Raw genomic sequence first — 23,649 nt, 5'->3', positions numbered from 1 at the left:
CGAAGCCCTCCGGGATGCGCGGCTTGCCCACGAGCACACCTCCTAGATGAAACGCGTTCTACCCGATTCAAACACGGTTCCAGCTTGTGGTGAAGCCCCCGGCCAGCCAAGCTGTCCATCAAGAGGAACGTGTTCTAGTTCGGTGGCGAGGGGAGGCCCGCGTGGGCAGTCCGGTGATCGTGGGAGCGGTGCGCACGCCCATCGGCAAGCGCGACGGCTGGTTGTCCGGCCTGCACGCCGCCGAGCTCCTCGGTGCGGCGCAACGGGGGCTGCTCGACCGCACCGGCGTCGATCCGGCCGCTGTAGAACAGGTCATCGGTGGCACCGTCACCCAGGCGGGTGAACAGTCGAACAACATCACACGCACCGCGTGGTTGCACGCGGGGATGCCGCGGACGGCCGGGTGCACGACGATCGACTGCCAGTGCGGATCGGCCCAGCAGTCGGCACACCTCGTGGCCGGCCTGATCGCCGCGGGCGCCATCGACGTCGGCGTCGCGTGCGGGGTCGAGGCGATGAGCCGGGTGCCGTTGCGCGCCAACATCGGCGAGTCCGGCCTGCCGCGGCCCGAGTCGTGGACCATCGACCTGCCCAACCAGTTCGTCGCGGCGGAACGGGTGGCCGCGCGGCGGGGAATCGGGCGCGAGGAGGTCGACCGGTTCGGTGTCGCCTCCCAGACGAAGGCGCGCAGGGCGTGGGCGGAGGGCCGGTACGCCGCCGAGGTCGTGCCGGTGAAGGTCGGCCAGGAGCTCGTCGACACCGACCAGGGCCTGCGCGAGACGAGCCTGGAGAAGCTGGCGGCGTTGAAACCGGTGCTGCCCGACGGCGTGCACACGGCCGGTACGTCGTCGCAGATCTCCGACGGCGCGTCGGCGGTGATGGTCGTGGACGCGGCGTGGGCGCAGGCGCACGGGCTGCGGCCGCGGGCCCGGATCGTGACGCAGTGCCTGGTCGGGTCGGACCCCTACTACCACCTCGACGGGCCGGTCGACGCGACCGCGCGGCTGCTCGACCGCAGCGGCATGAAGATCGGGGACATCGACCTGTTCGAGGTCAACGAGGCGTTCGCGTCGGTCGTGCTGTCGTGGGCCGCGGTGCACCGGCCGAACCTCGACCGGGTCAACGTCAACGGCGGCGCCATCGCACTGGGCCACCCGGTCGGCAGCACCGGCGCCCGGCTCCTCACCACCGCGTTGCACGAGCTGGAGCGCAGGGACGGCACGACGGCGTTGATCACGATGTGCGCCGGCGGGGCGCTCGCCACGGGCACGATCATCGAACGGCTCTAGGTTGTAGGGCATGACCCACACCGCCCGCCGCATGCACGAGCTCCTCGAACCGATCTGCCTCGTCACCTATCTGGCGGACGAGGTCGGCGAGGAGTACGCCGCACTCGGCCACCGCAACTACTGGGGCGGCTACTTCGCCAGCCGCGCCGCACCGCTGGGACGGGTACCGGCGGAGGTCGTGCACGCGGCGTTCTACAACTTCGCCCCCGGCGAGGCCGCACGGCACATCCCGAGCGCCTGGGAGAAGATCCCGCCGGAGGAGTCCCTCGCCGCACGGGAACGGGGCAGCGTGACCGCCCTGCGCCGGCTCCTCGGCGACCTGGCCGACTCGGAGGGCGTGCCGCGGGCGGCCGACCTGACCACCAAGGCCGCCACGAGCGCCCCCACCGAGGGCCGGGTGATGTACGCCGGGCTGCGCACCCTCCCGATCCCCGCCGACCCGCTCACGCGGCTGTGGCACTCCGCGACCGTGCTGCGCGAGCACCGCGGCGACGGGCACGTCGCGGCCCTGGTCACGAACGGCATCGGCGGCACCGAGGCGCACGTCATCAGCGCGATCGCGATGGGCATCCACCCGCCGGAGTCGTTCGGCCGCATCCACCACCTGCCTGGGGAGCGGCTGGCCGCGGTCATGGCGGGCCTGCGCGAACGCGGGCTGGTCGACGCCGACGGCCGGTTCACCGACCTCGGCCGGGAGACTCAGCACCGCGTCGAAGCCCTCACCGACGACCTGGCCGCCCCTCCGTACGACGCGCTGTCCGAGGAGGAGCTCGCCGAGCTGGTCGCGCTGCTCGAACCGATCTTCGCGAAGCTGACGGCCCAGTGATCACAGCAGCCTCCCTGCTGCTCCACCGCCTGCACACAGCGGGACTGGACGACGTCACGGCGGTGGAGCCGGTCGACGGCGGGCTCGCGGCACTCGCGGGCATCGCCGTCCGGCGCGGCGGCTCCCCGCTGTTCGTCAAGTCGTTCGCCGAGGTGCCCGCGGACGACCTGTTCGCGGCCGAGGCGGAGGGGCTCCAGGTCCTGCGGGACCGGGGTGGTCTCGTCACGCCCGAGGTCGTCCTGGCGACGCGGGACGTGCTGGTGCTGTCCGTGCTGCGGCCGCGGCCGGACGACGAGGCGTTCTGGGAGCGGCTCGCCCACGCGGTCGCACGGCTGCACACCTCGACGGTGCACGACCGGTTCGGCTGGGAGCACGACAACTGGCTCGGCCGCTACCGGCAGGTGAACACGTGGACCGCCGACGGCCACGAGTTCTTCGCGCGGCACCGCCTGCTGCGCTGGCTGCCGGAACGGCGCGTCCGGGCGGCGCTCGACGAACGGGACCGGCGAGCCCTGGAACGCCTCTGCGACCGGCTGCCCGACCTCCTGCCGGCGAACCCGGCGTGCCTGACGCACGGCGACCTGTGGGCGCACAACGTCCTCGCCACCGCGGACCGCGCACCCGCGGTAATCGACCCGGCGGTCTCCTACACCTGGGCCGAGGTCGACCTGGCGCACCTGTGGTGCTCCCCGCACCCGCCGGAGGCCGAGCGGTTCTTCGCCGTGTACGCCGAGCTGACCGGCCTGGACGACGACTGGCGCGGCCGGATGCCGTTGCTCCAGCTGCGCCAAAGCCTCGCCCTCGTCGCCATGTTCGACCACGACTGGGGCGCGGCGGAGCAGGTGCGTGCCCTGCTCAGGCCGTTCCGGGCTGGGTGAACGTCGCCATCGCGCGTTCGGCCTCCCAGAACGCGCGCACCGACCGGATCAACCCGTCCTCGCCGACGCGGTAGACGAACACGCCCTCGGTGTCGACGCGCGCCCCACCCGGCAGAAAGGCCGAGATCACGCCGACGTTCGCGCACTCCGAGCCCGCCGCGAACGAGTCGTGCATCGTGAACTCGAACCGTTCCACGTTCGCGATCGCCAGGTCCCAGAACGCGGCGATGCCCTCCTTGCCGTGGTGGCCCTTGCCCTCGGCGTCGAACATCGACGGCCCCACCGGGTCCTCGACCACGGCGTCGTCGGCGAACAACGCCAGCCACTCGTCCTTCGCCTTGCGCGTCACGGCGTCCATCGACCTCCACGACGCCACTCGCGCGGGCGTCTCGGTCTTTGACGCCTTCCAGGTCACCGCGGTCATGCGAACTCCTTCAGCACCTCGTCGGCGAACCGCCGCAACCCGTCCTTCTTCGCCTCCACCGACCCGTCGAACCCGACGCCGTGGAACAGCCACGGCAGCACGATCACGTCGGTCACGCCGATCTCCTCCAGCTGCCGGTACCCGTCGAGCCCGAACCGGTCGACGCACACCGCCTGGATCTCGAAGGGCCGCTCGAACGCCCCCAGGTCCCCGAGCCGGGAGATCACTGCCTTCAGCTCGTCGAACTTGATCATCGCCGACGTCCAGCCGTCGCCGACCCGTGCCGCTCGCTTCAACGCCGCGGGGGAGTGGCCGCCGACGTAGAACGGCACCGGCGCGGTGGGTGCGGGCGACATCTGCAACCGGTCGAAGTCGAAGAAGTCGCCGTGGTACTCGACCATTCCGCCGCCCAGCACCAGCTTCAGCACGTCGATCATCTCGTCGACCCGCCTGCCGCGGTCCTTGAACGGGACGCCGCACCACTCGAACTCCTCCGGCGACCAGCCGAGCCCGACGCCGAGCCCGAAGCGGTTGCCGGTCAGGTGAGCGACCGAGCCGACCTGGCGGGCCAGCAGCAACGGGTTGCGCGAGCCCAGTTTCAGCACCTGCGTGTAGAAGCCGATCCGGGACGTCACCGCGCCCATCGCGGCGGCGGCCACGAACGGGTCGACCCACGGCGTCTCGGCGTTCCACATCCGCGAGCCGTCCGGTGTGTACGGGTAGTCCGCGGAGACCTTTTCCGAGAAGAACAACGAGTCCGGCAGCGCGATCGAGGCGTACCCGCACTCCTCGGCGCACCGGGCCAGCTCGGTCAGCTGGTCGAGCGGGCTCATGGCGATGCCGACGGTGAACTTCATGCTGGCTGCTCCGATCCGACGACCCACATGGCGAAGAACTGCGAACCACCGCCGTACGCGTGCCCGAGCGCACGCCGGGCGCCGTCGACCTGGTGGTCGCCGGCCGTGCCCATGACCTGCATCGCGGCCTCGGCGAACCGCAGCAGGCCGGACGCGCCGATCGGGTTCGACGACAGCACGCCCCCGCTCGGGTTCACCGGCAGCCGCCCGCCGATCTCGGTCTCGCCGGCCTCGGTGAGCTTCCAGCCCTGCCCGGCCTCGGTGAACCCCAGGTTCTCCAGCCACATCGGCTCGAACCAGGAGAACGGCACGTAGATCTCGGCAGCGTCCACTTCGGACAGCGGATCGGTGATCCCCGCCTGCTTCCACAACGCTCTGGCCGCGTCCTGACCTGCCCTCGGGTTGACCTGGTCGCGCCCGGCGAACGTGGTCGGCTCGGTGCGCATGGCGGTGGCGTGGATCCACGCGGCCCGCGACGACGTCGGCTCGGCGGAGATCACGACGGCGCAGGCACCGTCCGACGACGGGCACGTCTCGTCGTAGCGGATCGGGTCCCACAGCATCTGCGACGCCCGCACCGACTCGACGGTGATGTCCGGCTGCTTCAAGTGGGCGTACGGATTGAGCGCACCGTTGCGGCGGTCCTTGGCTGCGACTATCGCGCCGACGTGCTCGGGCGCACCGGAACGGCGGATGTAGGAGCGGACGTGCGGCGCGAAGTACCCGCCGGCCCCGGCGTGCACCGGCATGGTGAACGGTGTCGGCACGGACAGCGCCCACATCGCGTTCGACTCGGACTGCTTCTCGAACGCCACGGCCAGCACGCGCCGGTGCACACCGGCCTGCACCAGCGACGCGGCCACGTTCGCCGTGCTGCCGCCGACCGAGCCCGCGGTGTGCACGCGCAGCAACGGTTTGCCGACGGCGCCCAGCGCGTCGGCCAGGAACAGCTCGGGCATCATCACGCCCTCGAACAGGTCGGGCGCCTTGCCGAGCACCACGGCGTCGATGTCCGGCCAGTCCACGCCGGCGTCGGCCATCGCGCGGTCGACGGCCTCGCGGCACAGGCCGGCCATCGACACGTCGAGCCGTTTCGCGGCGTGGTGCGTCTGGCCGGTGCCGACCACAGCTGCCGGTCGCATCTAGTCCCGCCCTTCCATCACGCAGACCAGGTTCTGCTGCAACAGCGGGCCGCTGGTGGCGTGCCCGAGCACCTTGGCGGCCGTGCCGTCGTGCACCCTGCGCGCGGCCTCGCCGATGCGGGACAGCCCGGCCGCGAACATCGGGTTGCCGGCGAGCACGCCGCCGGACGGGTTGATCGTGATGTCACCGAGCCCGAGTGCCTGGCGCAGCAGCAGTTCCTGGTGGGTGAACGGTGCGTGCAGCTCGGCCATGTCGATGCCGTCCACGCCCGCCGCCTTGCCCGCGGCCACCGCCGACGGGGACGTGGTGAGGTCGCGCGTGCCGAACGACGGCGAGTCGACGCGGTGCTCGAACCCGGTGATCCACGCGGGCCGCTCGCACAGCTCCCGCGCCCGGTCGCCCGCGGCCAGCACGACCGCCGACGCGCCGTCGGTGATCGGCGCGCAGTCGTGGCGCCGCAACGGGTTCGCGACGTACGGTGCGTCCAGCAGGTCCTCGGGCGACACCGGCCCGGACAGCTGCGCCAGCGGGTTCGACATCGCCGCCGCACGGGAGCGTGCCGCCACCTCGGCCATGGCGCGTTCGCTCCACAGCCCGTTCTCGATGCCCAGCCGCGCCTGGATCCCGGCCAGGCCGAGCGAGTCCGGCCACAGCGGCGCCACCACGTACGGGTCGAGCTGCATCGCCATCACCCGCCGCAGCTGACCGGCCGACGACTTGCCGAAGCCGTAGACCAGCGCCGTGTCGACCTCACCGCACTGCAACTTCACCCACGCCTCGTACAGCGCCCACGCCGCGTCCATCTCGACGTGCGACTCGGTGATCGGCGGGAACGCGCCGATCGCGTCCACGGCGGACACGAACGAGAACGCCCGCCCCGCCAGGTAGTCCGACGAGCCCGAGCACCAGAACCCGATGTCGGACTTCGTCAGGCCGAGCCCGCCGAGCACCTCGTGGAAGATCGGCACCAGCATCTCGACACCGTTGGTGGTGCCGTCGGTCTCGCGCACGCACGGTGTCTGCGCGAAACCGACCACTGCGACGTCACGCATGCGGGCCCCTCACAGGTGCTGGGAGTAGGAGTCGAACGGCGCGTCCGGCTCACCGGAGGGCTTGAAGTGGTCGATGTTCTGCATCGTCGGGCCCCACTCGGCGCGCGGCTTCCACACCGCCTCGACCCGCATGCCCATCCGCACGTCCTCGGGCGCCACGCCCAGCAGCAGGTGCAGGAACGGGATGTCCGCGCCGTCGAGCAGCACGTACGCCGACACGTACGGCGGCGGGATCCGCTGGCCCAGGAACGGCACGTTGACCACGCAGAACGTCGTGATCGTGCCGCGGTCGGACAGCTCGACCGGGTCCATGGTGGGCACGCCGTCGGTGGGGCACGCCGGCCGTGGCGGGAAGTAGACCTTCTCGCACGCCGGGCAGCGCTGCGCGATCAGCCGACCCTCCATCAGTCCGCGCAGGAACGGGTTCTCCGTCGGTGACGCGGAGTGCGTGTAGTGCAGGTGCACCGGCGTGGTGACCATGGTGACGTCGTCGGCCTCGACCGGCTCGGCGCCCGGCTCGTCGGACAGTTCGAAGCACGCGATGTCGGTGATCGCGCCGACGCGGTCGTCACGCCAACGCACCCGCACGCGCGCGCCGGTCGACATGCGGTCGGGCGATCCGGCGTCGACGGCGTGCAGCAACGCCGTGTCCGCGCCGTCGAGCTGGATCAGCGCCCACGCGAACGGGCGGTCCAGCGGCTGGCCTTCCAACGGTTCCGGGATCCACGACCAGCCGCGCACGACCCCCGTCGAGGCCACGCCGACGAACTCGGTGAGCCGTTGCGCGGTCACCGGGTCGTACTCCAGCGGAGGCACGTGCACGCGGCCGTCCGCGCCGCGGATGCCGGTGACCTTCCTGCGGCGGAGGTCGGAGAGGAAACGGCCGAGCGTGGGTCCGGTGGAGCGCGTGTAGTCGAAGCCCACGTCCAGCGGAGCACTCAGGGGCTTAGGCACAGATCAAAGTGAAACAGGTTCTCGAAATGGTGGCAAGATGGCGGCATGAAGCTCGGTCTGCAGCTCGGCTACTGGGGCGCTGCGCCGCCCGCGAACGCCGCCGACCTCGTGGCGGCGGCGGAGGAGTGCGGGTTCGACGCGGTGTTCGCCGCGGAGGCCTGGGGCTCCGACGCGTTCACCCCGCTGGCGTGGTGGGGATCGGCCACGCGACGGGTCCGGCTCGGCACGTCGGTCGTGCAGATGTCCGCACGCACACCGGCCGCGTGCGCGATGCACGCGTTGACTTTGGACCACCTGTCCGGCGGGCGGTTCGTCCTCGGGCTGGGCGTCTCCGGGCCGCAGGTCGTCGAGGGCTGGTACGGGCAGCCGTTCGCGAAACCCCTTGCCAGGACCAGGGAATATCTCTCGATCCTGCGTCAGGTCCTGGCCCGTGATGCGCCGGTGGTCAACGACGGTCCCCACCACCCGTTGCCCTACCGGGGCCCCGGTGCGCTCGGTCTGGGCAAGCCGCTCAAGCCCATCACCCACCCGCTGCGCGCCGACCTGCCGATCTGGCTGGGCGCCGAGGGGCCGAAGAACGTCTCGCTGGCGGCGGAGATCGCCGACGGGTGGCTCGCGATCTACTACGCGCCCAGGCTCGCCGGCATGTACGACGAGTGGCTGGACGAGGGTCTCGCGAAGTCCGGCCGGAGCAGGGCGGACCTCGAGGTCGCCGCGACCTGCCAGGTGGTCGTGACCGACGACCCGGTGACCGTGCGCGGGTTCCTGAAGCCGTTCGTGGCTTTGTACATCGGCGGAATGGGCGCGCCCGGCATGAACTTCCACGCCGAGGTGTTCACCCGCATGGGATACGGCGAGGTCGTCGCGGACGTCACGAGGCTCTACCAGGCAGGGCGCAAGGACGAGGCCGCACAGGTGGTTCCGGACGAGTTGGTGCGCGAGATCAGCATTGTCGGCAGTGCCGAGGAGGTGCGCGCGGAGGTCGCCCGGTGGGAGGCGGCCGGTGTCACCCAACTGCTCGTCGGGTGCCGCGACACCGCCTCGATCAAGGCCGTCGCAGAGGCTTGTCAGTAAGTGAAACGCGTTCTATTTTGAGGGGGTGGTAGGACTCTGGAACATCGCGTCGGAGCAGCCGGACCTGACCGCGCTGGTCGATCCGGACGGTCGTCAGCTCACCTACCGGGAGCTCGCGGCCGCCGCGAATCGGTACGGCCGCGGGTTCCAGTCACTGGGCCTGGCACCGGGCGACAGCATCGTGCTGATGCTGCCCAACAGCGCCGAGCTCGTGGCGGTGTACTTCGCCGCCTACCAGACCGGCCTCTACGTCGTGATGGCGAACTGGCACCTGACCGGCGCCGAGGTGGCCTACCTCGTGCAGGACAGCGGCGCCAAGGCGTTCGTCGCGCACGAGCGGTTCGCCGCCGCCGCGGCGCAAGCCGCCGCGGACCTGCCGCCGGAGGCGAAGTTCTCCGTCGGCGAGATCGACGGCTTCCAGCCGCTCGACGTCCTCGGCGACGGCGAGGAGGGCCGGCCGGACGTCCGCACGACCGGGTCGCCGATGCTCTACACCTCCGGCACGACCGGGCGGCCCAAGGGCGTGCGCAGGCCGTTGACCGGCGCGGACCCGGACGTCGTTCCCGGCTCCGCGCAGTGGTTCTTCGGCATCTTCGGCATCCGCCCGTTCGACGGGCACGTGCACCTGTGCGGGTCGCCGCTCTACCACACGGCGGTGCTGAACTTCGTCGTGATCTCCCTCCAGCTCGGGCACACGACCGTGCTGATGGACCACTGGGACCCCGAGGAGATGCTGCGGCTGATCGAACGGCACGGGGTCACCCACAGCCACATGGTGCCGACCCAGTTCCACCGGCTGCTCGCGCTGCCGGACGAGGTGAGGACCGGGTACGACCTGTCGTCGTTGCGCGCGATGATCCACGGCGCGGCGCCGTGCCCGGTCGAGGTGAAGCGCAGGATGCTCGACTGGTGGGGGCCGGTCGTGATCGAGTACTACGCGGCGACCGAGGGCGGCGGCACGGCGATCAGCGCGCAGGAGTGGCTGCGCAAACCCGGATCGGTCGGCCTGCCGTGGCCCACCTCCGAGATCAAGATCCTCGACGAGGAGGGCAACGAGCTGCCCGCGGGCGAACGCGGCCTGGTGTACATGCGGATGGGCGACGCGACGTTCGAGTACCACGGGGACGCCGAGAAGACGCGGGCCGCGCGGGTCGGCAAGCTGTTCACGTTGCAGGACATCGGCTATCTGGACGAGGACGGCTACCTGTTCCTGTGCGACCGCAAGAACGACATGATCATCTCCGGTGGCGTGAACATCTACCCGGCGGAGATCGAGGGCGAGCTGGTGTGCCACCCCAAGGTCGCGGACGTGGCGGTGTTCGGTGTGCCGCACCCGGACTGGGGCGAGGAGATCAAGGCGGTCGTGCAGCCGGTCGACGGTGTGGAGCCCGGTCAGGAGCTCACCGACGAGCTGCTGGCGTTCGCCCGGACCCGGCTCGCGAGGTTCAAGCTGCCGCGCACGATCGAGTACCTCGCCGAGCTGCCCCGTGACCCCAACGGCAAGCTGTACAAGCGGAAGCTGAGGGACCGTGCGTGATCTGATCAAGATGACGCCCGCCGAGGTCGAGGCGTTCCTGGCCGGGCAGCGGACGCTGGTCGTGGCGACCATCGGGCGGGAGGGCCTGCCGCACCTCGCACCGATGTGGTTCGCGTGGCTGGACGGCGAGATCGTGTTCTGCACCGACCGCAGGTCGCAGAAGGTCGTGAACCTGCGGCGCGACCCGCGGTGCAGCGTGCTCGCCGAGGCGGGGGAGACCTACGACCAGCTGCGCGGCGTGCACATGGAGGGCGTCGCCGAGTTCACGCCGGACCTGGGTCGCGTGGTCGACGCGGTGGTGGCGCGGAACTTCGGCGAGGTCGGCTCGTCCGACGCCGAGCGGGACGCCCTGCGCAAGGCGATGTCCCGCCGCGTCGCCGTGATCTTCCGTCCGAGCCGGACGGCCAGCTGGGACCACCGCAAGCTGATGTCGGGAGTGACCCCATGACGTTGAACCGCCGTCAGGTGCTGGCCGGAGCCGGTCTCGCGCTGGCCTCGGGACTCGTGCGCACCGGAACCGCCGGAGCGGACCTCGGTGAGTACGACGTGGTCGTCGTCGGCTCGGGTGCGGCGGGGATGACCGCCGCGCTGACCGCCGCCAAGCGCGGGCTGAGCGTCGTGGTGGTGGAGAAGGCGCCGACGTTCGGTGGCTCCGCCGCACGCTCCGGCGCCGGCATCTGGATCCCGAACAACGAGGTGATCCTCGCCGCCGGGGTGCCGGACACCCCGGCGAAGGCCGCGCAGTACCTCTCGGCCGTCGTCGGCGACATCCCGCTGGCCCGCCAGCAGGCCTACCTGAGCGCCGGGCCGCGGATGATCTCGTTCGTGCTGCGCAACAGCCCGCTGCGCTTCCGGTACATGGACGGCTACAGCGACTACTACCCGGAGTACCCCGGCGGCATCGCACGCGGCCGGTCGATCGAGCCGGACGTGTTCGACGGCAACCAGCTCGGCGCCGAGCTCGCGAACCTGAACCCGCCCTACCTCGCCGTGCCGCCCGGCATGGTCATCTTCAGCGCCGACTACAAGTGGCTCGCACTGGCCCTGGTCAACGCCAAGGGTGCCGCGACGGCCGCGGCCGCGTTGGCGCGCGGCACGGCGGCGGCGCTGGCCGGCCAGAAGCCGTTGACGATGGGCCAGTCGCTGGCCGGTGCGCTGCGGGTGGGCCTGATGCGGGCGGGCGTGCCGGTGTGGCTGAACACGCCGCTGGAGGACCTGCACGTGGTGAACGGCGCCGTGCGCGGTGTCGTGACCTCGCGCGGCCTGGTGAGGGCACGCCGTGGCGTGATCATGGGCTCGGGCGGCTTCGAGCACAACGAAGCGATGCGCGCGCAGTACCAGCGCCAGCCGATCGGCACGCAGTGGACCGTGGGCGCAAAGGAGAACACCGGTGACGGCCACCGCGCGGGCCAGCGGCTCGGCGCGGCGTTCGACCTGATGGACGACGCCTGGTGGGGCCCCGCGATCCCGGTGCCCGGCGCGCCGTACTTCTGCCTGGCCGAACGCACCCTGCCGGGCGGCCTGATGATCAACCAGGCCGGGCAGCGGTTCGTCAACGAGGCCGCGCCCTACAGCGACGTCGTGCACGTCATGTACGACAAGAACCCGGCGGCACCGTGCATCCCGGCGTGGCTGGTGGTCGACCAGAACTACCGCAACCGGTACCTGTTCGCCGACGTCGCACCCGCGCTGCCGCTGCCGGACCCGTGGTACCAGGCCGGTGCGGTGGTGAAGAACTGGTCGCTGGACGGCCTGGCGTCGGCGATCGGCGTGCCGGGCCCGGCGTTGAAGGCCACCGTGAGCCGGTTCAACAACCAGGCGTTCACCGGCCGGGACGTGGACTTCCAGCGCGGCGACAGCGCCTACGACCACTACTACACCGACCCGGCGGTCATCCCGAACTCGTGCCTCGCGCCGCTGTGGGCGCCACCGTTCTACGCGTTCAAGATCGTGCCCGGCGACCTCGGCACCAAGGGCGGCATGGTCACCGATGCGCGCGCACGGGTGCTGCGCCCGGACGGGTCGGTGATCCCGGGGCTGTACGCGGCGGGCAACGTCAGCTCGGCCGTGATGGGCCGCAGCTACGCCGGTGCCGGGTCGACCATCGGGCCCGCCATGACGTTCGGGTACATCGCGGCGAACGACATCTAGCGGTGTGGGGCCTGGATGCCAGGCCCCACACCGGTTCGCTCAGCTCAGCCGACGGCGGCGACCAGCGCCTCCATCTGCCGGGACTGCCCGGTCGTGCCGACGAGCGCGACGACGGTCGGTCCGGCGCAGGTCGCACCCTGCCAGCCGGTGCCGGACAGGTGGGCGTTGGCGCAGGTGGTGGCCGCCGGTGCGCCGAGGCCGAGCGCCTCGATCGCGCGGCCCTGGCCGGTGGTGCCCACGACGCCGACGTTGCCGTCGGCCACGCAGACCTGGCTCAGCCAGCCCAGACCGCCGACGTGCGCCTGAGTGCAGAAGCCGCCGGTGCCCGCGGAGGACACGGCGAGCGCCTCCATCTGCCGGGACTGGCCGGTCGTGCCGACGAGCGCGCCCACACCGTCGCTCGCGCACACCCAGCCCTGCCAGCCGGTGCCCGCCAGGTGCGCGTTGAGACAGACGGTTCTCGCCGCTTGCGCGCGGAGCGGGTCAGGCAGTGCCGGGGCCTGGACGGCGGAGTTGGACTTCGACGGGCCGGGCACACCCGTCGTGGTGTTCGGACCGGTGGCCGCGGTGGCGGGCGCCGCGGTCAGGGCCAGAGCTGTCAGCGCGGTCGTGAGCAGAGCGGCGAAGCGGAACCTGCGGTGCATCGGATCTCCTTTGTCAGAAGGGACCCGATCACGTTCGCACGCGCCCCGACGGTGATCCATCCGCTCTCCGGACACACTTCGCGCGTCCGTTCGCGATCTTTCCACCTGGCCGGGAACGCGTCTCGTTTGGCGGCTAAAACCCTTAGCGCCCTTGGAATTTGGGCTTCCGCTTCTCCGCGAACGCGCGGGGACCTTCCTTGGCGTCCTCGCTGCGGAACACCTCCACGCCCAGCCGAGCGTCCACTGTGAACGCTTCGTTCTCGGGCAACCCCTCGGTCTCCCGGATGGTCCGCAGGATCGCCCTGACGGCCAGCGGACCGTTGGCGGAGATCAGCTCGGCCAGCTCCATCGCCCTGGGCAGCGCCTGCCCGTCCGGCACCACGTGACCGATCAGGCCGATCTCCTTGGCCTCCGGTGCCTTGATGTGCCGCCCGGTCAGCAGCAGGTCGGCCGCGACCGTGTACGGGATCTGGCGCGGCAGCCGCACCGCCGAACCACCCAGCGGGAACAGGCCCCACCGCGGCTCGGACACGCCGAACCGCGCGCTCTCGCCGGCCACCCGGATGTCCGTCGCCTGCAGGATCTCCGTGCCGCCCGCGATCGCCGGGCCTTCCACAGCGGCGATGAGCGGTTTCGTCAACCGACGACCCTTCAGCAGTGGTTCGATCACCGAGAAGTCATAGCCCGTGGACTCGCCGGGGTGGTTCTGGGTCATCGCCTTGAGGTCCGCACCCGCGCAGAACGCACCGCCCGCGCCGGTCAGGACGCACGCCCGGACCTCGGGATCGTCGTCCACGCGGTCCCACGCCTCGCGCATGATGGCCATCATCGGGCCGGACAACGCGTTGCGCGCCTCCGGCCGGTTCATGGTCACGACCAGAACGTGTCCGACCAGGTCCACCAGGCAGTGCGGTTCGGTCGTGGTGGTCATCTGGAGCGCCTCCTGGATCGAGTGTGACCGCACGGGGGATTGTCCAGAACAGTAACACGTTCTACTTTGCAGGACATGGCCCTCAACGTCGCAGACCTCGTTGAACACGCCGTCGACACCGTGCCCGACCGGACCGCGCTCGTGTGCGGGGACCGGCGGGTCACCTACGCCGAACTCGAGGCGCGCGCCAACAAGTTGGCGCATCACCTGGCAAAGAACGGCGTGACAGCGGGTCAGCACGTCGGCCTGTACGCGCGCAACTCCATCGAGCTGGTCGAGGCCATGCTCGCGGTGTACAAGCTGCGGGCCGTCGCGATCAACGTCAACTACCGCTACACCAAGAACGAGTTGCAGTACCTGTTCGGTGAAGCGGACCTGGTCGCCCTGGTGCACGAGCGCCGCTACTCGCCGCTGGTGGCCGAGTCCGGCGCGCCGGAGCTGCGGGTGGTGATCGACGACGAGTCCTCGGAAGATTTCACCGGCACCGGGTACGAGACCGCGCTGGCCGCCGAGTCCGGCGACCGCGACTTCGGCCCGCGCAGCGCCGACGACCTCTACATCCTCTACACCGGTGGCACCACCGGCATGCCCAAGGGCGTGATGTGGCGGCACGAGGACGTGTGGCGCACGCTGGGCGGTGGCATCGACTTCGTGACCGGCGAACGCGTCACCGACGAGTGGCAGCAGGCCAGGTCGGGCAAGGACTACGGCCTGGTCCGGCTCTGCCTGCCCCCGCTGATCCACGGCGCCGCGCAGTGGGCCGTGCTGGGCGCGTTGTTCAGCGGCAGCACCGTCGTGCTGGTGCCCAAGTTCGACCCGGCGGAGATCTGGCGGGTGATCGGCAGGGAGAAGGTCCAGGTCGCGGTGATCACCGGCGACGCGATGGGCCGGCCGCTGATCGAGGAGTTCCAGCGCGGCGAGCACGACGGCTCGTCGTTGTTCATCATCAACAGCAGTGCGGCGCTGTTCTCCTACACCGTGAAGAAGCAGTACCACGAGCTGTTGCCGCACACGACGTTGCTGGAGTCGATCGGGTCGAGCGAGACCGGGTCCACCGGCATCGGCGCGGTGCCCAAGGAGATGGTCAAGACCGACGGCACCAAGGTGAAGCTGAACGAGGACACGATCGTCGTCGACGAGGACGGCAACCGGCTCGAACCCGCGCCCGGTGTCGTCGGCAAGCTCGCCCGCGGTGGGCACATCCCGCTGGGCTACTACAAGGACCCTGACAAGACCGCGAAGATGTTCATCGAGGTCGACGGCAAGCGTTACACCGTGCCCGGTGACTTCGCGCGGTTCGAGGCCGACGGCGACATCACGTTGCTGGGCCGCGGCAACACCTGCGTGAACACCGGGGGCGAGAAGGTGTTCCCGGAAGAGGTCGAGGGCGTGCTCAAGTCGCACCCCGCCGTGTTCGACGCGCTCGTGATCGGCATTCCGGACGACCGGCTCGGCCAGCGAGTGGGCGCGCTGGTCCAGCCGCGCGACGGCGCCACCCCGACACTGTCCGAACTGGACGCTCACGTCCGCGGGACGCTGGCCGGCTACAAGGTGCCGCGCTCGCTCTGGCTGGTCGACGAGATCGGCCGCACCCCCAGCGGCAAACCCGACTACCAGTGGGCTCGACGCCACGTGGAGGAGCATGCGCACCAACCTGTGTGACACGTTCGGCATCGAGCACCCGGTCTTCGGCTTCACGCCGTCCGAGCACGTGGCCGCCGCGATCAGCCGCGCCGGTGGCCTCGGCGTGCTCGGGTGCGTGCGGTTCAACGACGCGGAGGACCTCGACCGGGCGTTGTCCTGGATGGACGAGAACACCGACGGCAAACCGTACGGCGTCGACATCGTGATGCCCGCGAAGGTGCCGACCGAGGGCACGCAGATCGACCTCGACCGGCTCATCCCGCAGGGCCACCGCGACTTCGTGGACCGCACGCTGCTGCGGCTCGGTGTGCCGCCGCTGGAGGGCGGCACGGCGAGCGAGGGTGTGCTCGGCTGGCTGCACTCCGTCGCGCGGTCGCACGTCGACGTGGCGCTGGAGCACCCGATCCGGCTCATCGCCAACGCGCTGGGCTCGCCACCGGCCGACGTGATCGAACGGGTGCACGCCGCCGGTGTGCCGGTCGCCGCCCTCGCGGGCAAGGCCTCGCACGCGCGCAGACACGTCGAGAACGGCGTCGACATCGTGGTGGCGCAGGGCTACGAGGCCGGCGGCCACACCGGCGAGGTCGCCACGATGGTGCTGGTGCCGGAGATCGTCGACGCGGTGGACGTCCCGGTGCTCGCGGCGGGCGGCATCGGGTCGGGACGGCAGGCCGCCGCGGCACTGGCGCTGGGCGCCGACGGGGTGTGGATGGGGTCGTACTGGCTCACGACCGCCGAGTACGCGCTGGGCAACGCCTCGACGCAGGAGGCGTTGCTGGCGGCCGGTTCCAGTGACACCGTGCGGACCCGGATCTACACCGGCAAGCCGGCGCGGCTGCTGAAGACGCGCTGGACCGAGGCGTGGGCGTCGGCCGACGCACCGGAGCCGTTGCCGATGCCGTTGCAGAACATCCTGGTCAGCGCGGCACACCAGCGGATCGCCCAGTCCGCCGACCCGTCGGTGGTGTCGATGCCGGTCGGGCAGGTGGTCGGGCGGATGAACGAGGTCCGGCCGGTCGCCGAGGTGATGGCGGAGCTGCTGGGCGAGTTCCACGACACGGTGAAGAGGCTGACCGAGCTGAACCGCTGACGGTGTCCGTCACAGCGCGGCGCTGAGCTTCAGGAGCTGGGCGGTCGCCCCGCCCAGCTCGAACTCGGCCCGCTTGGCCGCCGTGAAGTACCGGTGCACGTCGTGGCTCATGTCGATGCCCGTGCCGCCGTGGACGTGCACGGCCGTGTGCGCCACCCGGTGCCCGGCGTCCGCGGCCCAGAACTTCGCCGTCGCCACCTCGGCGTCGGCCGGCAGGCCCTCCGACAGCCGCCACGCCGCCTGCCACAGCGTCAACCGGATCGCCGCCACGTCGATGTACGCGTCGGCCAGCCGCTGGGCCACGGCCTGGAAAGCACCGATCGGGCGGCCGAACTGCACACGGGTCCGGGCGTACGCGGCCGTGAGCTCCAGGGCGCGTTCGGTGACGCCGAGCTGGAACGCGCACAGCCCGAGCGTGTAGCGGGTGGTGAGCCAGTCGGGCGTGACACCTTCGAGCAGCTCGCCCGACTCGAAGCGGAACGTGCCCGCGTCCGTGCCGTCGACCAGCACCTGCGGCGTGATGTCGAGGTCGGCCGCCCGGACCAGGAACACCCGGTCGTCGTCGGCCACGAGGAACGCCTCGGCGCTCGCCGCGAACGGCACCGTCGTCTTCGCGCCCGTCGAGTCCTCGGCGAGCGCCACCGACAGCACGGCACCCGGCTCGACGTGCCGTCCGGCCATCGCCAGCGCCGTCCGGGCGAGCGTGGTCGGCAGGTACGGCACGGCGGCGACGGCACGGCCGAGCTCGACCAGCACCGCGCAGTGCTCCAGCACGCCGAACTCGTCCGGGTCCTCCGGCACCACACCCGTCTTGACCAGGTCCGCCCACGGCGCGTCGGACGACTCGACGATCTTGCGCGTCAGCGCAGCCAGCTCGCGCTGGGTCTCGGTCAGCGTGAAGTCCACGTCTCCCCCTACCGAGGAACGGCGGGCAGCCCGAGGCCGGCCCGCGCGATGATGTCCCGCTGGATCTCGTTGGTGCCGCCGCCGAACGTGAGGATCAGCGCCGAGCGGTGCATGCGCTCGATCCGGCCGTGCAGCAGCGCGCCGGGTGAGCCCGCGCGCACGATCCCGTTGGCGCCCAGCACCTCCATCAGCAGCCGGTAGCCCTCGGTGGCGAACTCGGTGCCGAACACCTTGGTGGCGGAGGCTTCCGCGGGCGATGGTGCCTCGTCACCGCCGGAGGCGATCTTCCAGTTGACGAGCTTGAGGAACTCGGTCTTGGCGTGCACGCGGGCGAGGTGCAGCCGCACCCACTCCTGTTCGTCGGCACCGGTTTCACGCGCCCACTGACGAACCTCGCGCAGCGCGGTCTGCAGCGGCGCGGCCGAGCAGAGCGCGACACGTTCGTGGTTGAGCTGGTTGGTGATCAGCTTCCAGCCCCTGTGCTCCGCGCCGACCAGGTTCGTGGCGGGCACGCGCACGTCGTCGTAGAAGGTGGCGCTGGTGGTCGGCCCGGACATCGTCGGCACCGGCGTCCACGAGAAACCCTCCGACGCGGTCGGCACGATGATGATGCTCAACCCCCTGTGCCGCTCGGACTCCTGGTCGGTGCGGCAGGCCAGCCACACGTAGTCCGCGTACTGGACGAGGCTGGTCCACATCTTCTGGCCGGTGATCACGTAGTCGTCGCCGTCGCGGACCGCCCGCGTGCGCAGGCCCGCGAGGTCGGTGCCCGCCTCCGGTTCGCTGTAGCCGATCGCGAAGTGGATCTCACCGCCCGCGATCCTCGGCAGGTAGAACGCCTTCTGCTCCTCGGTGCCGTAGGTCATGATCGTCGGCCCGATGGAGTTGAGCGTCAGGAACGGCACCGGCGCGCCCGCGGCGGACGCCTCGTCCAGGAAGATCAGCTGCTCGATCATCGGGCGGTCGCGGCCGCCGTACTCGCGCGGCCAGCCGATGGTGAGCCAGCCGTCCCTGCCCATCTGGCGGACGGTCTCCTTGTACACCTCGGCGTCGCCGTAGTCGCCGCCGCCCGACAGCGCGGCCCTGCGGCCGGGCGTCATGAGCGCGGCGAAGTACGCCCGCAGTTCGTCGCGCAACCTCTCCTGTTCGGGCGTGAAACCGATGCGCATGACCGCTACTCTAGAACAAGTTCTATTTGCTGTCAGGAGGCTGCGATGAAGGTCGACGTCGACCCCTCGCTGTGTGAGGCGCACGGTGTCTGCACGACGATCCTGCCCGAGGTGTTCGACCTTGACGAGGACGAGGTTCTGCAGATCCGGCCGGGTGAGGTGACCTCGGCGGAGGAGCCGGTGGCCGAGCGCGCGGTGGCGTCGTGCCCCAAGGGCGCACTGCGGGTCTCACGCTGATGGACCTTGTCACGAACAGGAACAGATTCTAGTGTGCGACGGGTAGCTCAGCCGTGAGCTCAGCGAGGAGTGATACCCGGTGAAGGCTGCCGTGCTGAACCAGGTCGGCGACGACAAGCTCGAGCTCCGCGACGACGTGACGACGACCGCGCCGGGGCCGCAGGAAGTGCGCATCAGGATCAAGGCGTGCGGGGTGTGCCACAGCGATCTGTCCGCCATGGACGGAACGCTGCCGGCACTCGTGCCCGGAGTGGTCGGGCACGAGGGCGCCGGGGAGGTGGTCGAGATCGGCAGCGCCGTGACGTCGCTGGCGGTGGGCGACCACGTCGTGATCACGTTCGTGCCGCCGTGCGGGAAGTGCGCTCAGTGCGTGAGTGCCCAGCCGCACCTGTGCCTGGTGCACACGCTGTCCGCGTTCACCTCGCCGCGGTTCCTGGTGGGCGGCACGCCGGCGTTCGGGTACGCGGGGCTCGGCGCGTTCGCCGAGGAGATGGTCGTGCCCGCGGACGCCGCCCTGAAGATCGACGACGACGTGCCGTACGACGTCGCAGCGCTGCTGTCCTGCGGCATCCTGACCGGCGTCGGGGCGGTGCTCAACACCGCGAAGGTCGAGCCGGGTGCGAGCGTCGCGGTGATCGGCTGCGGTGGTGTCGGCGTGGCGGTGATCCAGGGCGCCCGGCTGGCGGCCGCCGCACGGATCGTCGCCGTCGACCCGGTCGTGGAGAAGCACGAGGTGGCGCAACGGTTCGGCGCGACACACGCGACGACACCGGAGGGTGTGGCCGACCTCAACAACCAGTTGAACACGGGCATGGGCTTCGACTACGTGTTCGACGTGGTCGGGTTGCCTGCGACGATCCGTTCAGCGTGGGACCTCACCCGGCGTGGCGGCCACACCGTCGTCGTCGGGGCGGGCAGGGGCGACGCGATGGTGTCGTTCAGCGCGCAGGAGTTGTTCCTGCACGACAAGACCTTGCACGGGTCGTTCTACGGGACGGCGAACTTCCGGCGGGACGTGCCGCGGATGCTGGCGCTGTGGCGGCAGGGGCGGCTCGACCTGGAGGGGATGATCAGCAGGCGGATCCGGCTCGAAGACGTCAACGAGGGCCTGCAGGCGTTGCGCGGCGGCGGATCGCTGATCCGGCAGGTCGTCCTGTTCGACTAGGAGTTCTTTGTGGACCTTGCGGGGAAGGTCGCCGTCGTCACGGGCGCCGGCGCCGGGCTGGGGCGGGCCGAAGCGCTCGAACTGGCGCGGGCCGGCGCGTCCGTCGTGCTGAACGACCTGCCGGGCGCCGCCGACGCGGTCGTGGCCGAGATCGAGGAGCTCGGCGCGAAGTGCGCGGTGGTCGAGGGTGACGTGGGGGAGCGGAGCACCGCTGACGCGCTGGTGGCGGCGGCGGTCGAGCTCGGTGGCCCGCACGTCGTCGTGAACAACGCGGGCGTGCTGCGCGACCGGATGCTCGTCACCATGTCCGACGAGGACTGGGACCTCGTGGTCCGCGTGCACCTGCGCGGGCACTTCCTGTTGTCGCGCAACGCTGTCGCGCTGTGGCGGCAGCAGTCGAAGACCTCGGGCGAACCGGTCTACGGACGGATCGTGAACACGTCGTCGGAAGCGTTCCTGCTCGGTCCGGAGGGGCAGGCGAACTACGCGGCGGCCAAGGCGGGCATCACGGCGCTGACCGTCGCGACCGCGCGTGGCACCGGCCGCTACGGCGTGCGGGCCAACGCGATCTGTCCCCGTGCGCGCACGGGGATGACGGCCCACGTCTTCGGCGACGCGCCGCCCGGAGCGGATCCGCTGGACCCCGTGCACGTCGCGAGGTTCGTGGCGTACCTGGTCTCACCGGCGGCCTCGGAGATCAACGGGCAGGTGTTCGTGGTGCACGGCGGGATGGTCGCCCTGATGGCGCCGCCGACCGTGGAACAGCGCTTCGACGCGCTGGAGGACGTCGCGGGCTACTTCGCCGCCCGTGACCCGCAGAGGACTTTCTCCTGTACCGACACGCTTGCCCTGTAGGAGGACCTGTGACGCTCACCGTGCAACCGCACCGCGAGACGCTGGGGCTGAAGGACGGGCAGCTCTTCGTGGGCGGCCGGTTCCGCGACTCCGACGAGATGTGGACGCACCACCACCCCGCGACCGGCGAGGAGGTCGGCCGGTTCGCCGTCGCCTCGCCGCGGGACGTCGACGACGCGGTCAAGGCCGCGCGCAAGGCGTTCGACGACGGCATCTGGTCGCGCGCTCGGGTGCAGGAACGCGTCCGCGTGCTGCTGCGGTACGCCAACCTGTTGCGGGAGCACGCCGACGAGCTGCGCGGGCTGCAGGCGCTCGACAACGGCGTGCCGCTGTCGTTCGGGCAGATCTACGCGACCTCGGTGGGGATCGCGGCGGACATCTTCGAGCACCACGCCGGGTGGGTCGACAAGGTCGGCGGCCAGACCCTGCCGCCATACCAGGGCGGCGACCACCTGGCGATGACGTTCCGCGAGCCGGTCGGCGTGGTCGCGGCGATCCTGCCGTGGAACGCGCCGTTCGTGCTCTTCGCGCAGAAGCTCGCGCCCGCGCTGGCCGCCGGCTGCACGGTCGTGGTGAAGCCGTCGGAGTACGCGTCGTTCTGCGTGATCCGGATGGTGCAGCTGCTGACCGAGGCCGGGCTGCCGGACGGCGTGGTCAACCTGGTCACCGGTCCCGGCGAGCCCACCGGGCAGGCGCTGATCTCGCACCCGCAGGTCGACAAGATCAGCTTCACCGGCTCGCGCACGGTCGGGCGCAAGATCGTCGAGGCGTCCGCGGGGACGATGAAGCGGGTGTCGCTGGAGCTGGGCGGCAAGAGTCCGGCGCTGGTGTTCGCCGACGCGCCGAACGTGGGTCTCGCCGCGATGACGTGCATGGGCATGGTGACCATGGGCCTGTCCGGGCAGGCGTGCGTGGCGCACACCCGTGCGCTGGTCGCGCGCGAGGTGCAGGAGGAGTTCGTCACGATGGCCACGATGCTGGCCGGCGCGGTGACGTTCGGCGACCCGTTCGACCCGGCGGTGCTGGCCAGCCCGCTGATCAACGAGCGGCAGCTCGACCGCGTGCTCGGCTACATCACCCGCGGCCAGGAGGAGGGCGCCCGGCTTGTCACCGGCGGGACGCGGCTGGAGGGCGACCTCGCGTCCGGCAACTTCGTGGCACCGACGATCTTCGCGGACGTCTCGAACGACATGGCGGTGGCGCGGGACGAGATCTTCGGGCCGGTGCTGAGCGTGGTGCCGTTCGACGACGAGGCCGAGGCGGTCCGGTTGGCCAACGACACCGAGTACGGGCTGGGCGCGGGCATCTACACCAACGACGTGAAGCGGGCGTTCCGCGTCGCGCGGTCGTTGCGCGCCGGGATGATCGGCATCAACGGGTTCCAGCTGGAGCCGCACGTGCCGTTCGGCGGGTTCAAGCAGTCCGGGCTGGGCCGGGAGGGCGGGCAGAGCGCCTACGAGGCCTACACCGAGCTGAAGACGGTGATGATGCCGCTGACCGACGAGCTGATGTGATGCGGCTGTCCGGGAAGGTCGCCCTGATCACGGGTGCGGCCCGCGGTCAGGGTGCCGCCGCGGCCCGCCGGTTCGTGGAGGAGGGCGCGGCGGTGCTGCTCACCGACGTGCTCGACGAGCCGGGCAAGGAGCTGGCCGCGTCCCTGGGCGCCACGTACTTCCACCTGGACGTGTCGTCCGAGGAGGACTGGGCGGCGGCGGTGTCCGCCGCCGGGGAGCTCGGCGAGATCTCCGTGCTGGTGAACAACGCGGGCGTGCTGCACTTCTCCCCGTTGGCGGACACCACGTTGGCCGACTACCAGCGGGTGATCTCGATCAACCAGGTGGGGACGTTCCTCGGCATGCGCGCGGTGGTCCCGTCGATGAAACGGGCCAGCGGCGGGTCGATCGTGAACGTGTCGTCGGTCGAGGGACTGGCCGGCATGCCCATGCTGACCGCCTACACGGCGTCGAAGTTCGCCATCCGCGGCATGACGAAGGTGGCGGCGCTGGAACTGGGGGAGCACGGGATCCGGGTGAACTCGGTGCACCCCGGCGCGATCGACACCGCCATGGTCAGCACGGCGCTGGGGCGGGAGATCGACGTGTCGCCGATCGGCAAGCGGCTGGCGTTGCGGCGGATCGGGCAGCCGGAGGAGGTCGCGAACGTCGTGCTGTTCCTGGCCAGTGACGAGAGCGCGTACTGCACCGGCGCCGAGTTCGCGGTGGACGGGGGAGCGACGGCGACGCACGCACTGGGCCGCTGACGGGGGGACTGGCCGGGGCACGTTGATCGGCACACCTCGCACCTCGCACCTCGCACCTCGCACCTCGCGGCGCCGGGCCTTGCTCCGGTCCGCCTTGGCCAGGCGGTCCTTGCCTCGCCCCGGCCCGCCACGCCCGGCCCGCCACGCCCGGCCCGCCACGCCCGTGCTCGCCTGGCCCTGCCGCGCCTGGCCTTGCCGCGCCTGGCTCCGGCGCGCTTGGCCCTGCCGCGCCTGGCTCCACCGCGCCTGGCTCCACCGCGCCTGGCTCCACCGCGCCTGGCTCCACCGCGCCTGGCTCTGGAGCGCTTCGGCCTGCCGTGCTTCGCACCGCCCACGCCGCCCGCCCTACACGGGCATCCCCGCCAACGACGGCCTCGACGCCCCCTCCGCACTGCGCGCGTTCGACACCAACGCGATCGGCTTCATCCGCCCTCTCGCCGCGTCTCTCCAATCCCCCCGCCCGCGCCGTCCACCCCAACCGAGCCACCCCAGCTGAGCAGCGCGGACTCCGCCTGCCCGGAATTGTCAGACCCCATCGCTACCGTGGTTCCTGCGCGGTCGGC

General features: G+C 71.1%; 23 protein-coding genes. 14 read left to right on the top strand and 9 right to left on the bottom strand.

Features of this window, described 5'->3' with window-relative positions:
- The first annotated feature begins 161 nt into the window (after window positions 1-161).
- The 3 genes from ADL03_RS08585 to ADL03_RS08575 are packed head-to-tail and all read left to right on the top strand — an operon-like array spanning window position 162 to window position 2,993.
- Complete coding sequence (locus ADL03_RS08585; RefSeq protein WP_053732823.1) at window positions 162-1,289, top strand: steroid 3-ketoacyl-CoA thiolase; 1,128 nt, start codon at window positions 162-164, stop codon at window positions 1,287-1,289.
- 10 nt (window positions 1,290-1,299) lie between these two features.
- The gene (locus tag ADL03_RS08580; protein ID WP_053732822.1) at window positions 1,300-2,115 is read left to right on the top strand and encodes a hypothetical protein; all 816 of its coding nucleotides are present in this window, start codon (window positions 1,300-1,302) and stop codon (window positions 2,113-2,115) included.
- The gene (locus ADL03_RS08575; protein WP_157528346.1) at window positions 2,112-2,993 is read left to right on the top strand and encodes a fructosamine kinase family protein; all 882 of its coding nucleotides are present in this window, start codon (window positions 2,112-2,114) and stop codon (window positions 2,991-2,993) included. Before ADL03_RS08580 ends, ADL03_RS08575 begins: the two co-directional genes overlap by 4 nt.
- On the opposite strand, the gene ADL03_RS08570 is transcribed toward ADL03_RS08575, so the two are convergent.
- Genes ADL03_RS08570 through ADL03_RS08550 form a run of 5 tightly spaced genes read right to left on the bottom strand, consistent with a single transcriptional unit; the run spans window position 2,971 to window position 7,423 of the window.
- Window positions 2,971-3,417 (bottom strand): nuclear transport factor 2 family protein, encoded by a 447-nt coding sequence (locus ADL03_RS08570; RefSeq protein ID WP_053732821.1) that lies wholly within the window; start codon window positions 3,415-3,417, stop codon window positions 2,971-2,973. The genes ADL03_RS08575 and ADL03_RS08570 overlap by 23 nt on opposite strands.
- On the bottom strand, window positions 3,414-4,274 hold the full coding sequence (locus ADL03_RS08565; protein ID WP_053732820.1) for a TIGR03619 family F420-dependent LLM class oxidoreductase: 861 nt from the start codon (window positions 4,272-4,274) through the stop codon (window positions 3,414-3,416). Before ADL03_RS08565 ends, ADL03_RS08570 begins: the two co-directional genes overlap by 4 nt.
- The gene (locus tag ADL03_RS08560) at window positions 4,271-5,416 is read right to left on the bottom strand and encodes a thiolase domain-containing protein (protein WP_053732819.1); all 1,146 of its coding nucleotides are present in this window, start codon (window positions 5,414-5,416) and stop codon (window positions 4,271-4,273) included. The genes ADL03_RS08565 and ADL03_RS08560 overlap by 4 nt, the downstream gene beginning before the upstream one ends.
- Window positions 5,417-6,469: a thiolase domain-containing protein gene (locus ADL03_RS08555; RefSeq protein WP_053732818.1), complete on the bottom strand. Its 1,053-nt coding sequence runs from the start codon at window positions 6,467-6,469 to the stop codon at window positions 5,417-5,419.
- A gap of 9 nt (window positions 6,470-6,478) precedes the next feature.
- On the bottom strand, window positions 6,479-7,423 hold the full coding sequence (locus ADL03_RS08550; RefSeq protein WP_053732817.1) for an OB-fold nucleic acid binding domain-containing protein: 945 nt from the start codon (window positions 7,421-7,423) through the stop codon (window positions 6,479-6,481).
- 45 nt (window positions 7,424-7,468) lie between these two features.
- Here ADL03_RS08550 and ADL03_RS08545 point away from each other — a divergent pair, with 45 nt between their 5' ends.
- Genes ADL03_RS08545 through kstD form a run of 4 tightly spaced genes read left to right on the top strand, consistent with a single transcriptional unit; the run spans window position 7,469 to window position 12,185 of the window.
- Window positions 7,469-8,497: an LLM class F420-dependent oxidoreductase gene (locus ADL03_RS08545; RefSeq protein WP_053732816.1), complete on the top strand. Its 1,029-nt coding sequence runs from the start codon at window positions 7,469-7,471 to the stop codon at window positions 8,495-8,497.
- Between the two features lie 25 nt (window positions 8,498-8,522).
- The gene (locus ADL03_RS08540) at window positions 8,523-10,034 is read left to right on the top strand and encodes an acyl-CoA synthetase (protein WP_053732815.1); all 1,512 of its coding nucleotides are present in this window, start codon (window positions 8,523-8,525) and stop codon (window positions 10,032-10,034) included.
- Window positions 10,027-10,482: a pyridoxamine 5'-phosphate oxidase family protein gene (locus tag ADL03_RS08535; protein ID WP_231641660.1), complete on the top strand. Its 456-nt coding sequence runs from the start codon at window positions 10,027-10,029 to the stop codon at window positions 10,480-10,482. The genes ADL03_RS08540 and ADL03_RS08535 overlap by 8 nt, the downstream gene beginning before the upstream one ends.
- A complete protein-coding gene (gene kstD, locus ADL03_RS08530) occupies window positions 10,479-12,185 on the top strand; it encodes a 3-oxosteroid 1-dehydrogenase (RefSeq protein ID WP_053732814.1) in 1,707 nt (568 codons plus the stop codon). The genes ADL03_RS08535 and kstD overlap by 4 nt, the downstream gene beginning before the upstream one ends.
- Before the next feature lie 44 nt (window positions 12,186-12,229).
- On the opposite strand, the gene ADL03_RS08525 is transcribed toward kstD, so the two are convergent.
- Both ADL03_RS08525 and ADL03_RS08520 read right to left on the bottom strand, forming a co-directional pair.
- Entirely contained in the window at window positions 12,230-12,829 is a 600-nt protein-coding gene (locus ADL03_RS08525) for a hypothetical protein (protein ID WP_053732813.1), read from the bottom strand.
- A 142-nt stretch (window positions 12,830-12,971) separates the two neighbouring features.
- Window positions 12,972-13,760: a crotonase/enoyl-CoA hydratase family protein gene (locus ADL03_RS08520; RefSeq protein ID WP_053732876.1), complete on the bottom strand. Its 789-nt coding sequence runs from the start codon at window positions 13,758-13,760 to the stop codon at window positions 12,972-12,974.
- Window positions 13,761-13,835: 75 nt separating this feature from the next.
- On the opposite strand from ADL03_RS08520, the gene ADL03_RS08515 reads away from it, so the two are divergent.
- Together ADL03_RS08515 and ADL03_RS08510 are read left to right on the top strand one after the other, a co-directional pair.
- The gene (locus ADL03_RS08515; RefSeq protein WP_053732812.1) at window positions 13,836-15,422 is read left to right on the top strand and encodes an acyl-CoA synthetase; all 1,587 of its coding nucleotides are present in this window, start codon (window positions 13,836-13,838) and stop codon (window positions 15,420-15,422) included.
- Window positions 15,403-16,494, top strand: coding sequence for a nitronate monooxygenase family protein (locus ADL03_RS08510; RefSeq protein WP_053732811.1), 1,092 nt, complete (start codon window positions 15,403-15,405; stop codon window positions 16,492-16,494). Before ADL03_RS08515 ends, ADL03_RS08510 begins: the two co-directional genes overlap by 20 nt.
- Window positions 16,495-16,503: 9 nt before the next feature.
- Here the strand turns inward: ADL03_RS08510 and ADL03_RS08505 are convergent, their stop codons facing one another.
- Together ADL03_RS08505 and ADL03_RS08500 are read right to left on the bottom strand one after the other, a co-directional pair.
- Window positions 16,504-17,400 carry an acyl-CoA dehydrogenase family protein gene (locus ADL03_RS08505; protein WP_053732810.1) on the bottom strand — a complete coding sequence of 299 codons (897 nt, stop codon included), beginning with the start codon at window positions 17,398-17,400 and terminating at the stop codon, window positions 16,504-16,506.
- Window positions 17,401-17,408: 8 nt separating this feature from the next.
- Window positions 17,409-18,569, bottom strand: coding sequence for an acyl-CoA dehydrogenase family protein (locus tag ADL03_RS08500; RefSeq protein WP_053732809.1), 1,161 nt, complete (start codon window positions 18,567-18,569; stop codon window positions 17,409-17,411).
- Window positions 18,570-18,614: 45 nt separating this feature from the next.
- Between ADL03_RS08500 and ADL03_RS08495 the strand changes: the two genes are divergently transcribed.
- The 5 genes from ADL03_RS08495 (at window position 18,615) to ADL03_RS08475 (ending at window position 23,086) form a co-directional block, all read left to right on the top strand.
- Window positions 18,615-18,806 (top strand): ferredoxin, encoded by a 192-nt coding sequence (locus ADL03_RS08495; protein ID WP_053732808.1) that lies wholly within the window; start codon window positions 18,615-18,617, stop codon window positions 18,804-18,806.
- A 79-nt stretch (window positions 18,807-18,885) separates the two neighbouring features.
- Window positions 18,886-19,971 carry a Zn-dependent alcohol dehydrogenase gene (locus ADL03_RS08490; RefSeq protein ID WP_053732807.1) on the top strand — a complete coding sequence of 362 codons (1,086 nt, stop codon included), beginning with the start codon at window positions 18,886-18,888 and terminating at the stop codon, window positions 19,969-19,971.
- 9 nt (window positions 19,972-19,980) lie between these two features.
- Window positions 19,981-20,826 carry a 3-oxoacyl-ACP reductase gene (locus tag ADL03_RS08485; protein WP_053732806.1) on the top strand — a complete coding sequence of 282 codons (846 nt, stop codon included), beginning with the start codon at window positions 19,981-19,983 and terminating at the stop codon, window positions 20,824-20,826.
- Between the two features lie 8 nt (window positions 20,827-20,834).
- Window positions 20,835-22,340 (top strand): aldehyde dehydrogenase, encoded by a 1,506-nt coding sequence (locus ADL03_RS08480; protein WP_053732805.1) that lies wholly within the window; start codon window positions 20,835-20,837, stop codon window positions 22,338-22,340.
- On the top strand, window positions 22,340-23,086 hold the full coding sequence (locus ADL03_RS08475; RefSeq protein WP_053732804.1) for a glucose 1-dehydrogenase: 747 nt from the start codon (window positions 22,340-22,342) through the stop codon (window positions 23,084-23,086). The genes ADL03_RS08480 and ADL03_RS08475 overlap by 1 nt, the downstream gene beginning before the upstream one ends.
- Window positions 23,087-23,649 lie beyond the last annotated feature (563 nt).

This window comes from Nocardia sp. NRRL S-836, assembly GCF_001279525.1.
GTDB lineage: Bacteria > Actinomycetota > Actinomycetes > Mycobacteriales > Pseudonocardiaceae > Lentzea.
Note: the sequence above shows the minus strand (reverse complement) of the source record. Positions and strands in the feature narration are given on the sequence as shown.